Source organism: Sphingomonas oligophenolica (assembly GCF_039522915.1).
In the GTDB taxonomy this organism is placed as follows: domain Bacteria; phylum Pseudomonadota; class Alphaproteobacteria; order Sphingomonadales; family Sphingomonadaceae; genus Sphingomonas; species Sphingomonas oligophenolica.
On sequence record NZ_BAAAEH010000009.1, the window covers coordinates 117405 to 128655 of the forward strand.

The 11251-nt window shown below is 61.5% G+C and carries 10 protein-coding genes; 1 reads left to right on the top strand and 9 read right to left on the bottom strand.

Annotation, left to right across the window (positions count from 1 at the left end):
* Nucleotides 1–65: 65 nt before the first annotated feature.
* The 9 genes from ABD050_RS06720 to ABD050_RS06760 form a co-directional block, all read right to left on the bottom strand.
* Complete coding sequence (locus tag ABD050_RS06720; RefSeq protein ID WP_343888482.1) at nucleotides 66–2345, bottom strand: TonB-dependent receptor; 2280 nt, start codon at nucleotides 2343–2345, stop codon at nucleotides 66–68.
* A gap of 314 nt (nucleotides 2346–2659) precedes the next feature.
* Nucleotides 2660–3505, bottom strand: a complete 846-nt coding sequence (locus ABD050_RS06725) for an alpha/beta hydrolase fold domain-containing protein (protein ID WP_343888483.1) — start codon at nucleotides 3503–3505, stop codon at nucleotides 2660–2662.
* 50 nt (nucleotides 3506–3555) lie between these two features.
* Nucleotides 3556–4890 carry an amidohydrolase family protein gene (locus tag ABD050_RS06730; RefSeq protein WP_343888484.1) on the bottom strand — a complete coding sequence of 445 codons (1335 nt, stop codon included), beginning with the start codon at nucleotides 4888–4890 and terminating at the stop codon, nucleotides 3556–3558.
* A 78-nt stretch (nucleotides 4891–4968) separates the two neighbouring features.
* Nucleotides 4969–5463, bottom strand: coding sequence for a nuclear transport factor 2 family protein (locus tag ABD050_RS06735; RefSeq protein ID WP_343888485.1), 495 nt, complete (start codon nucleotides 5461–5463; stop codon nucleotides 4969–4971).
* Nucleotides 5464–5790: 327 nt separating this feature from the next.
* Nucleotides 5791–6666, bottom strand: a complete 876-nt coding sequence (locus ABD050_RS06740) for an IclR family transcriptional regulator (RefSeq protein ID WP_343888486.1) — start codon at nucleotides 6664–6666, stop codon at nucleotides 5791–5793.
* Nucleotides 6667–6720: 54 nt separating this feature from the next.
* Nucleotides 6721–7722 carry a VOC family protein gene (locus ABD050_RS06745; RefSeq protein ID WP_425542416.1) on the bottom strand — a complete coding sequence of 334 codons (1002 nt, stop codon included), beginning with the start codon at nucleotides 7720–7722 and terminating at the stop codon, nucleotides 6721–6723.
* 42 nt (nucleotides 7723–7764) lie between these two features.
* Nucleotides 7765–8745 carry a fumarylacetoacetate hydrolase family protein gene (locus ABD050_RS06750; protein WP_343888488.1) on the bottom strand — a complete coding sequence of 327 codons (981 nt, stop codon included), beginning with the start codon at nucleotides 8743–8745 and terminating at the stop codon, nucleotides 7765–7767.
* A gap of 627 nt (nucleotides 8746–9372) precedes the next feature.
* Nucleotides 9373–9867: a carboxymuconolactone decarboxylase family protein gene (locus ABD050_RS06755; RefSeq protein ID WP_343888489.1), complete on the bottom strand. Its 495-nt coding sequence runs from the start codon at nucleotides 9865–9867 to the stop codon at nucleotides 9373–9375.
* Nucleotides 9868–10029: 162 nt separating this feature from the next.
* On the bottom strand, nucleotides 10030–10767 hold the full coding sequence (locus ABD050_RS06760; RefSeq protein WP_343888490.1) for an IclR family transcriptional regulator: 738 nt from the start codon (nucleotides 10765–10767) through the stop codon (nucleotides 10030–10032).
* A gap of 104 nt (nucleotides 10768–10871) precedes the next feature.
* Between ABD050_RS06760 and ABD050_RS06765 the strand changes: the two genes are divergently transcribed.
* Nucleotides 10872–11216: a hypothetical protein gene (locus ABD050_RS06765; protein ID WP_343888491.1), complete on the top strand. Its 345-nt coding sequence runs from the start codon at nucleotides 10872–10874 to the stop codon at nucleotides 11214–11216.
* Nucleotides 11217–11251: the final 35 nt, after the last annotated feature.

Consider the following 11251-nt stretch of genomic DNA (forward strand, 5'->3'; position numbering starts at 1 on the left):
ATATCGGATCATGTCATTGGCCTGTCGAAGCCGGGCGATGGCGCGACCCGTCGCCCGGGCATCCTTCAAAAGCTGAACTGCCCCCGCACGCCATAGGTTCGCGGCGGGTTGATCGACGCATAATAGACATTGGCGATCTGCTGGTGCTCACCGCCACTCGTATAGACCGCCTCGTTCGTGAGGTTATGGACGAAGGCACCGACCGAGAAGCGCTTGTTGGACGATACGAAGTCCAGGTCGAAGTCGGCCGTGAAGGTGCGTTTGGCGAGCGCCGCCGGCACATAATCGATCGAGAGATATTTGCTCGATTGATAGTTTCCAACCGCATTGGCCGTGACCGTGGACCCGTCATCGAGCCTGAAGACATGCGCGTAGCCGCCGCGGGCGACGAATTTAGGGGCGCGTGGCAGGGGAAAGCCCGAACAGTCGACGATGCGGCGATTGAGGCCGCCGGCCGGAGGCGCGAAAATCGGTCCAACCGAGCAGCCTGTCGAGGCCGGGTTGAAGATGAAGGGCACCACATAGGAAAAGCTGTCATACCGAGAGTGGTTGTATTCAGCGTTCAGCGTCAGCGTGTCCGCGGTTGAAACACGCGCCACGATGTCAGCGGACAAGCCGTACAGCGTCGCGTTACCGGCGTTATACGTAACGAAGGCGATATTGCCCTGCCCGTCGAAGCCGATCGCACTCTGCTGGTTATCCTTGTACTTCCAGTAAAAGCCTTCGAGGTTGATTTGCAGCTTGTTGTCGAGAAAGCGATTCCGGATGCCGAGCGTATAGGCGGTGAGATGTTCGGGCTTGTAGTCGTTTCCGGGAGAGATCGCCGTGTAGAAGCCTCCGGATTTGAAGCCCGTCGACACCGTCGCATAAGCCATGGACTGGGGCGCGACGTCGAACTCCATGCCGCCGCGCCACGTCACCTCATTGTACGTGGCATAGTCGTTCAGGACGAAGTTGTTGGTCGGGGTGTTGTCGAGATCGGTTCGCACGCCCTGCACGATCTTGCGCTCATGCGTATAGCGAATGCCGCCAAGCAAACGCAGCGAAGGGTCCAGCGAGACGGTGCTGTCGGCAAAGAACGCATAGCTCTCGCTGCCGATCTCCGGGAAAACCTGCAGCGCGCGCTGCGAAACCGGATTTGAGTCGATGAAGTTTCTAACGGTACGGTCGTTGTTGAAGTAGAACGCGCCCACCAGCCATTTCAGGGACGCGCCGTCATGGGCGAGGCGCGTTTCAACGCTCGTCTGCTTCGACTTCTCGTCATAGACGAGTTTGAGGCCACCGCCATAGGACGTGGCGTGCAGCGTCAGGTCGCGATAAGCGGGCTGCACGGTCAACGTGGCGAAGCCGAGATTCCAGTTCAGTTCCGCCCCCACGTTCCACAGGTCCTTGTCGATGTTGCTGTCATCCGAGCGCAGCAGGATCTGGAGTGGCGCCGCAGCGGTGATGATGGCGTTGGCTTCAGGATTGAACGCGCCCAGCCATGGGTCGCTGTTCGGTTCGTTCGGATTGGTCAGTACGAAATTGTCAGCCGGCCCGCCTTCGTGCGAGGCCTCGCCGATCAACCGCAGCGAGATGTCCGATGTGGGGCGCCACATCATCTGAAGACGACCCGCCTTGCTGCGCGTGGCCCGGTAATGGCTGCCGACAGGATAGCCACCGCTCAGGAAGGATTCGTGGCCCTGGAACTGGCCGGAAGCGCGGACGGCCAGCGTATCGCTGAACGGCACGTTGAGCGCGCCGGTCAGGATATAATTGTTGTAGTTGCCATATTGCCCGCTGGCGAAACCGCCAAAAGTCTGCGTCGGAGCAACCGTGATGACGTTGACCGCCCCACCGGTCGCGTTGCGGCCATAAAGCGTGCCCTGCGGGCCCTTCAGCACTTCGACCCGCGCGATGTCGTAGAAGACCGGACCGATCATGTTGGGACGATCGATCACCACCCCGTCCTCGTTGAACGTCACTGACGGGTCGCCGAACTGATTCGCCGAACTCGTCCCGACGCCGCGGACATAGACCTGCGTGAAGCTGCCGGTCTGCCCGATCAGGACCGTAGGTGCGACGCGGTTCAGATCGGTTGCGTTGGTGATGCCGGCGCGGGCGAGGTCATTGCCACTGACGACATCGATTGCCAGCGAAGACTTTTGCAGATTCTCCGAGCGCCGTCGCGCCGTGACGATGATGTCCCCCACGCCCGCCTTCTCGTCGCCCGTCGCGACCGGCACTGCGATGGCGGACTCTGTCGCCGCTTCCTGCGCCGCGGCAGACTGAATCGCGGCGACGCTCGCGCCGGCGATCAGGAGAAGGCGCAGAGCGCCGGTTGTCCTCAAGCTTCCCGTGCCCATCCTCATCTCTCCCAATTTTCTCGTCTTGTGCGATTGTGACGATCAATATCGCTAGCAACTAACGGACGCAATACGTTTTGTTGCATATTATGATATTTTGAACATTTATCAGAGGCCGGCTCGGTTTGGCACTTCGGCCATTCCGTAGAGCCAGCGGTGCAAGCGGCGACAAAGCGCGTGACGGCAATCGTTCGCCTGGAAGCGACGTGGCGCCACGATCAATTGGCATGCGCCGTCATTGCCGAACCGGGGGAGTCGCTCGAAGGCCTTCCGACCTCTGTCGCCGGGCTTCACAGCCGCCGACTGAGGGCGAACTATGATCGACTCAACATCGCCTTGATCCAGGCGGCGGTCATCGCCAGGTTGGAGCGGCTATGAAACCGGTCGTCCTCGTGACCGGCGGCGGCGATCAGGCAAAGCGTCGCGTCCACGTTCTCGCGCGCAAGGGCGTTATGCATCTGCAGGCTTTCGCTCATCGGAACGATGCGGTCGCTGTCGCCATGCGCGATCAGGAAAGGGGGTGCTGCGGCGTGGACACGCCGGCAGGGATCGGCCGCGTCGATTATCGCATCGCCGCGTTCGATCTCTTCACGTCCGAACAATGCCGGTGCATAGACGCGCGACGCCGCCTGCCGTTCGAGCCACGACCGGCGGCTCGTCCCGACCAGATCGAAGGGTGCGAACCACGTCACCACCGCCTGGACGGCGCTCGACACTCCGCAATGTGGGCCGAGGTCGCCTTCGAGGTCGCTGTCGCCGGCGGTCAGCCCCAGCATCGTCGCCAGATAGCCGCCGGCCGACGCTCCCCAGGCTCCGATGCGCGAGGTCTCGAGCCCTCTGGCCGCGCCGTTGGCGCGCAGCCAGCGGACAGCGGCCTTGGCGTCATGGATCTGAGCGGGGTGAAGATCGTCCGGCAGCAGGCGATAGTTCGCCGAGGCCACAGCGATCCCGCGCTCCACGACCTTGTGGAGCCGCGCCTCCACGAAGTCGCGCTTGTCACCTCGCGCCCACCCGCCGCCGTGCAAATAGAGAATGACGGGAACAACGCCATTGCGTTCAGGGCCCTCGCCTTCACGCGCTCCGCTTTCGGGGTAGTAGAGGTCCAGGCACAGGTCGTGACCGCCTGTCCTGGCATAGGGTAGATCGGCCTCAATCCGCATGGCTCGCTCCCGGCATGTCGTTTTCGAAAGGTTCCGCCAAAAAAAGAAGCTCAATCCTGCAAAATGAACTTCTGGGATTCCGTCGCGCGCCGCCTGACGTCCGCAACGTCGACACCGACCATTTTCCCGTCCTTCTTGAGCACCCGGCCCGCCACCATGACCGTGTCGACGTTACCCGCATGGGCGCCCGAGACCACGGAAGCTACCGGGTCGATGACTGGCATCAGGTTGAGGTCTCCCATCCGCAGCATGATGATGTCGGCCGATTTCCCGACGGCGATCGTTCCCACTTTGTGAAGGAGTCCGTTCGCCTTGGCGCCCTGAACCGTTGCGAATTCCAGGACATCGTCGGTCGTGATGGTTTCCGGCGCATTCTTCGCTCTCGAATGGCCGCCGCCGACAAAGGACCGGTAGAAAGCCAGCGCCGATCGCATCTGGCTGAACATGTCGGCGCTCCCAAGCGTCTCCGTGTCGCCGCTGAGACTGGGGCGAACGCCGACCGACAGGAAGCGATCCAGCGGGATATCGCCGATCCCGATGGAATTCATCTCAACATTGACACCAAGCGATACCGTCACGCCGTGGTCAGCGATCATCTGGATCTCATCGTCGCCATTCGAGTTGCAATGGACAAATGTCAGATCGGGCCCAAGGAGCGCATGGTCGTTCATCGCGGCGATGCCGCGTTTCGCGCCATTAAAGGCATGCGCGCCCATGTGGATGCTGGACCGGATGCCAAGCTCGCGCGCGAGCGCCAGATCCGCCTGCCAGGTCGCCGTGTCGGCGATTTCGGGGCCCCGCCCCGCCATTACCAGCGTCAGCAACGCATCGTCCGATGCGAAATGCTCACGGCGGAGGCGCACGATGTCTCTCGGGTGGCCGAGTGTGCTCCCGGCGGCCCGGTAGTTCGGGTCGGTGAGGGACCAGCCATGGCCGAATACCGCGCGGATGCCGGACTGCCGAAGCGCGTCGATTGCTGCGTCCGAATGCTCAGGAGAGTTCTGGACCTGCGACCAATCAAGCATGGTCGTTATGCCCGACTCCAGTGCGCTGATCGCGCCAAGATAGTTGCCGATCCAGACGTCCTCGGGCCTGTAGCGCGGCCCGCGCTTGAACATCATTTCTTGAAAATACTGTACGGTCGGGTGGATGTCGACGCATCGATGGCGCAGGCACGACTGCCATGTGTGCCGATGCGTATCGACGAAGCCTGGCAGCACGATCATATCGCTTGCATCGATGACGCTGGCGTCGGGGGCATGGAGCTCCCTCCCCACATCAACGATGCGGCCCTGATCGATCAATATGGCGCCAGGGCCGATCGGACCCGAATGCGGCTCCATCGTTATCAGCGCTCCGCATCTGACGAGCGATCTCAGGGTCATGGCATTCTCACTTCACGCGCTGGGATTGGAACTCTGCTCACGCCGCGACGGCCAGCCCAGGCCGCGAAGAGGTCGCCGCTAGCGCTCGTTGCCGGGATGGGTGACAGGCGTCCTGCCAGGCACCTCGAAATGCCATTGCGGGTGAATTCGGTTCTCCTTGATGCGCCACTGGCCATCCTCCCGAATGAGCTGGAAATCGTAGAACCCGCCGACGGTATCGAACGCCATCGCGGCAGAATCGCTGACATGCGTGGCATGCAGCGTCATCCGCGCGGACGCCGTTTCTGCGCCGGGATGGATATTGATGTCATGCGCGGCGCTGATATGATGCAGCGCCGCGTAATGCCCGATGTCCTTGGCGACGAATTCGGCAAGGCCGGCGCGGCCGCGGTGCGTGCCGCGCGGCGTGATGAGCGCTCCGTCGACCGCGTATAGCGAGGCGAGACCGATGAAGTCCTTCTGGTCAACCGTTCGGGAAAGAGCCAGGAGAAGACGTGTTATCTCCCGCTCGTCCAGGAGCAGTTGCAGTTGAGATGCGAGATCGTCGGTACTCGTCGGCGTTTCCTTTGTCATTTGGTCACCTGCCTGACTGATGGTCTCTGTTGAGCGCGATGCATCCTGCCTCTTCGGCAAGCGAAACTGCGGGCAAATGCGGGGACGAACGAACAGCCTTGCGCTGTCCGGGAGCACAGCAGCGCCGCGGTGGCCAGCCTCTCGCGTCACATCCTCGATCCACCCGCCGTCAGTTAACACCGACCGGCAATATTTACTCACATAGTGAGACAATGCCGTTTTATAATAGCCGATAAGGCAGGGCGTCAATAGACAAAGGATCTCATTGTGAGAATATAGCAAATTGCGAACTCTTGCCGGGCGCCCTCGGCATGTCGCGGCATCCGTCTATCCGGCCGAGCGGATGGCGATCTGCGGCAGTGGCGCCGCGCGTAATTGGTCTGCGACCCGAAGGGCGGCCGCCTTGACCAGGCGCGCGATCGATGTCGGATCGGTCGTCCGATATCGCGCCGCGCCCACAACAAGCACCAGGCTCGAATAGGTTCCTGACGCTTCGACCGGGATCGCTGCCGCGATCCCCACATTTTCAGGCTCAAGTTCGCCCTCCGAGATTGCGATCCCGCGTCGCTTGATATCCTTCAGTGCGATTCGCGCCTCTTCCCAGGTGCTCCCCAGCGAGGAGTGGCTCTCCAGCGGCAGGAATTGATGGAAGAATGAGCGTTGTTGACCGAGCGGAAGCGCGGCGACAATGGCCTTGGAACCCGCTCCACTGAAGCGCGGCAGCACCCGGCCACGGCTATAGCTCACGGTGGTTGGGTCGGTACCGCGCTCGTGGTGGATCGTGATGATGCGATCGCCAACCAGACTTGTCAGCAAGACATCGCAGCCGCTTTCTTCGCAGATCTCCCGCATTGTCTGACCTGCGGCGCGCAACAACGGATCGCTCTGACGAACGATATAGTCGAGCTCGATCGCGCGCGCTCCGAGACGATATGCGGAAGCCGACCTGATAAGGAAGCCTGCCTGACACAGGTCGCGAATATATCGGTAGCCTTGGGGGCGGCTGCACCCGAGGGCGGCGGTGATCTCGTCGGCAGTGTAGATTGGCCGCTCAGCGCTGAACAGATCAAGGATCGAGAAGGCTTTGCTGATGCTCGATGCGCCGGCAATCCGTTCGTTCCCCACGATTCCATCCACCTCTTCGCCGTACTGTCGGACTCCAGGCGCTGTCCGCGTTTCAAAGATCGGCCCGCCTGCCGTCATGCAAGGCTAGACAAATCGCCTCCATCCTTCAACGATCCGCCCGCCAGGTGCCTGTCACGCACGAACGCGCATCGGATCGACCCAAGGACAGGCACCAGCGAGTTGATCAAAGTTCCCCGTCATGACCTGCACGGGTTGTCGGACGCCCAGACTTGCGGCGCGCAGACGCATGTCCCGGGCCTCCTGCCGCGGCTCCGGCGCAAGCCATGTGCGATCATGACCCCAGAGGCTCGGCCCATGCACCAGTTCGCATGCCTGCCAAGTCTCGACATCGATGTCCCGGCCACCCCAGCCATATTCCACCATGAATCCCGCCGGCGTATGGGCATAGAAGGATGTCATGAAATCATTGGTGTGCCGCCCTAGCGTCGCCCCGATCAGCCCCTCCTCGCCCAGTGCGATGTCATAGGCTTGGCCGACATCGTCCAGGCTGAACAGTTCCATCATCAGGTGGTGTACGCCGTTATGGCCGGTCTCGATGAAGGCGAGACTGTGGTGGCGCGCGCTGAGGTGAAAGAAATATGCCTTGAACGGCCGCAACGCGAAATCGCTCAACCTGAATCCCAGCAGATCGACGTAGAAGGGCATGACATCGTCAATCCGAACGACCGTCAGCACCACATGTCCCATGCCGAGCGATCCAGTCCGGAAGCCCGAGATGGCTCGTCCCGGCTGGAACATGTCATCATTGTCGACAGGTCCGTGGAACACCTCGATGCGATTGCCGACCGGATCCTTGAACGTGATGAGCTCGCGGACATAGCGTTCCTGCGCCAGTGCCGCAGTTCCGATGGTGACATCGACACTGGCGTTCGACAGCCGGTCAGCCAGCTGGCGAAGCGCTGCCGAATCCTCGACCTCCCATCCAAAGACGTCCGCGCCGTCCCGCTCGTCCGAAGCGACGATGATGCGCTGCTTTCGATCGTCCATCCGGAAGGCAAGGCTTGACCGTGTCCGATCTACCAGCTGGAGTCCGAGGAAGTTCGGGCCGAAAGCACGCCAATCGTCAATCGACGTCGACCTGATGCCCACATAGCCGAGGCTCTTCAATTCCATTATCAGCCGCTTTTTCCAGAGTAAGGGCGGCGGAGCAGCCGACTATGGCCGCACCACCTTTTGCTCGATCGCACCAAAGATGGTCCGCCCTTGCGGATCAAACATCTCGATGCGCACCGTGTCGCCATATTGCAGGAACGGCGTCTTGAACTCGCCAGTTTCGATCTTCTCGATCATCCGTCTCTCCTGAAGACAGGAAGAGCCGGCCAACCGATTACGATTAGAGACCGTCCCGGAACCGACGATCGTACCGGGGCCGAGCGAGCGGGTCTTGGTCGCGTGGGCAATCAGCGTCGCGAAATCAAAGTCCAGGTCGTCGCCAGCGTTTGGCGCTCCGAGCAATTCACCATTGACGTGGCTCATGATCGGAAGAGCCAGGCGACGGCCGTTCCAGGCGCTCCCCAGTTCGTCGGGTGTTACGAATACTGGCGCGAAAGCCGTCGAGGGCTTGGACTGGAAGAAGCCGAATCCCTTCGCCAGTTCCGCCGGCATCAGCAGTCTCAGGCTCACATCGTTGAGGATTGTAATAAGCTTGATATGGTCAACTGCTTGATCCACGCTGGTGCCCAGAGGAACGTCATCGGTGATGACGGCGATCTCCGCTTCCAAGTCCAGACCCCAGTCCGGATCAGCAAGCACGATGTCGTCGCGAGGCCCCTGCATGGTGTCGCTGCCACCCTGATACATGAGCGGATCGACATAGAGACTCTCCGGCATCTCCGCGCCGCGGGCCTTGCGTACGAGCTCGGCGTGGGACAGGTAGGCGGAGCCGTCGCACCACTGATAGGCGCGCGGAAGGGGCGCTGCGAGCGCCGCGGGATCCAGCGCAAACGCGTCCTCGAGCCGGCCGTCGTTCAGCATGTCATAGGTGCTGCGAAGGCCCGCCTCCACTTCACTCCACGCGTCGAGCGCGGCTTGCATCGTGCCGGCTATGTTCGCGACCTGCACGGCCGTCGATAGGTCTCGGCTTACGACAATAAGCGTGCCATCGCGGCCGCCATCTTTCAGGCTCGTCAGCTTCATAAGCGCCTCTCCAAAGATACATCGTGAGATGGTGCCCGCCTTCTGAAGCCTCCACGCACGCGCCTTGCCCGCGCGCGCGGCAAGGCGCGTGCGCTTGCGGGCTTGGCGCTGCCGATATATATCAGAAAACAGTCAAAGTCTCTAATAACGAGATATATTAGATTTATTGTCTCGATGTCAACGCCGATCGCAACCATCGTCTGACGAAACGAGAATGAGCCTAGTGTTGGCGAGGTGCGCGACCAACAGGGCGATGGTCAGGGTTGGCGCGGACGTAACGACTATCCGCCTCATGCCTCCCCCCCGCAGGCAGCAGAGTCGAGCCCGCTTTCGCGCTTCGTCGCCGGGCGGCGAGCGGATTCCGTCTGTCCAACGGATCTAATCGGACGCCTGCGTGCAGAGGCGTGGGTCGACCGGACCGTTGCGCTGGGCGGGAATGAGGAGTGTCCGGATTCCGCTCGAGACGCGGATCATTTGTTCCCCGTCTCCCTATTTCCCGCGGTTGATCGCTGGGCCTGCCGCCGTGCGGGCCGAGAGCCCCGCCCCAGAGGCGAGCGCTTTGCTCCGCGGCAGGCGGCGGTGACATTTCAGACTATCGAGCGCCAAAAAACGGTCCGCTACCACAGTTCAGGTGGTCAGCGGGTCAAGCTCGAGCGCTGCCGCGATGTCGGCATCGATCGGCGTCTCGAAACTCTCCAGCATGTAGGCAAGCAACGAGTACATGCCGACGGTTGCGATCAGATCCAGGACGCCTTCCTTACCGAACTCGGTACAGAGCGCTGCCTGCAAATCCTTGGGAAGTCGGTTTGTGTCGATCAGAGCATCGACACATCGCATCAGCAACGCGTCCGTTGCAGACGCCGCCTGCTCGGGCGCCAGCGCCGCGCCTTTGATCTGTCGATCTTCCAGACCTGCGCCCCGTCCCCGCACGACATGCTGCATCCACTCATAGCGCGAATCCCGTCGGAAGCCGGTACGCAGGATGACGATCTCGAGCGACGCCCGGTCCAGCCTGTTGTCCAGCACGACATGGTCCCGAAACCGGGCCCAGGATTTCAACAGCGCCGGATGATGCGCCATGACGCGGTAGACATTGAGGCGGGTCGCGAAGCCGTCGCGCATTGCATCTAACGCAGCCGGCCATTCGTCGTCGGCAAGCGGACTAAAATCATCCGGCATGGGGGCACCCTCGTCGTTTCGGGACAGCATCCTGAGTTCCGACGGGCCGCGCGGATTCCGCGTAGGTCGAACGCTCCCCATCCACTCCACTGGAGTCGAGGCGGGCTATCGGCAATCGCCCTCCACCGTTTTCGCTGGCATGGTGTCTACCGAATTATACGCGGCGACCATGTCGGCTCGTCCACGGCGAAGAAGATCGACGATGATCGCCAGGTCGCTTGTCTGGAACCGCTTTCGGCTCATGACCAGGACAAGGGCGGCCGGCGGCACGCCCGCCAGCAGGACAGGCACCGCAATCCCCGCGTTGTTCGGGTCGAGCGCACCGAGTGAGACGGCATAACCCTGCTTGGCGACGATCTTGAGCTCTGTCTTCAGGTTGGCGAGCGCCTCTCCCTCCAGCCCGGCCTTTGCCAGCAGGCGCTTCTGCAAGGGCGCGGGAACGGCCGCAAGCACCGCCAGTCCTCCGGCGCCACGGGTCAGAGGCATTGGAGTGCCCCGCGACCAGTTCACTGTCGCACTATCGTTCTGCTCGTACACGGTAGAGAAGAATTCCTCGCCGAGGAGCGTCGCGAGGATGACCCCGCAATCGGTGTCATCGCAAAGTCGGGCAAGGATCGGCTGGAACAGGTGCAGGAGAGGGTCGGATTGACGGATGATATAATCGAACTTCACCGCTTTTGCACCCAGGACATAGCCGCCGCCGAACCGTGCGAGCAGACCGCTCTGCCGCAATTCCTTCAGATAGCGGAACGTCGTGGGCCGACTGAACCCGGTCGTCTCCATGATCTGTTCGCTGGTCCAGAATGGACGACCGACATCGAACAGATCCAGAATCCCCAACATGCGACTGAGACTGGACATCCGGCGAAACTACCCCTCTGCCAGTCCCATACCATGAGACTTCGTCCATGCTAGCCGTGGTCGGTCGAAAAGGAGGACCGGATCAAATGGGCAGGAAACAGGAAGTATCGCCAGGATCTCTCGGCTTACGCGCCAAGCGATTGATCGACCCTCCAGAAAATCTTTTCAGCAAGACCGCGCATTGCCGATCCTCAGCCTCTTTCGGGCCGACCCGCTCAGCTGTGGTTGCCCAAGGATCGGGCTGGACCGACGATGAGGTGTCGAACAACGAGCCGACGCGTCGCGGCCGCCAGACGGTGCAGGTTGACACGATCCACCCAATCAAAGCCATCGCCCCGGTCGACCAGGAACTCGGCGAAAACGGGGGCTGCTTGTTCGATATCATCGAGATTGAAGCCGAATACCAAGTCCCATTAGTCAGAACTCCTTAGCCCAGCCGCGCATGCCGATGGACATGATGCGCCAT

What these genes read in the sequence shown, in the direction of transcription:
- ABD050_RS06720 (WP_343888482.1), bottom strand. Translation starts at nt 2,345, where the DNA reads ATGGGCACGGGAAGCTTGAGGACAACCGGCGCTCTGCGCCTTCTCCTG.
- ABD050_RS06725 (WP_343888483.1), bottom strand. Translation starts at nt 3,505, where the DNA reads ATGCGGATTGAGGCCGATCTACCCTATGCCAGGACAGGCGGTCACGAC.
- ABD050_RS06730 (WP_343888484.1), bottom strand. Translation starts at nt 4,890, where the DNA reads ATGACCCTGAGATCGCTCGTCAGATGCGGAGCGCTGATAACGATGGAG.
- ABD050_RS06735 (WP_343888485.1), bottom strand. Translation starts at nt 5,463, where the DNA reads ATGACAAAGGAAACGCCGACGAGTACCGACGATCTCGCATCTCAACTG.
- ABD050_RS06740 (WP_343888486.1), bottom strand. Translation starts at nt 6,666, where the DNA reads ATGACGGCAGGCGGGCCGATCTTTGAAACGCGGACAGCGCCTGGAGTC.
- ABD050_RS06745 (WP_425542416.1), bottom strand. Translation starts at nt 7,722, where the DNA reads ATGGAATTGAAGAGCCTCGGCTATGTGGGCATCAGGTCGACGTCGATT.
- ABD050_RS06750 (WP_343888488.1), bottom strand. Translation starts at nt 8,745, where the DNA reads ATGAAGCTGACGAGCCTGAAAGATGGCGGCCGCGATGGCACGCTTATT.
- ABD050_RS06755 (WP_343888489.1), bottom strand. Translation starts at nt 9,867, where the DNA reads ATGCGCGACGGCTTCGCGACCCGCCTCAATGTCTACCGCGTCATGGCG.
- ABD050_RS06760 (WP_343888490.1), bottom strand. Translation starts at nt 10,767, where the DNA reads ATGTTGGGGATTCTGGATCTGTTCGATGTCGGTCGTCCATTCTGGACC.
- ABD050_RS06765 (WP_343888491.1), top strand. Translation starts at nt 10,872, where the DNA reads ATGGGCAGGAAACAGGAAGTATCGCCAGGATCTCTCGGCTTACGCGCC.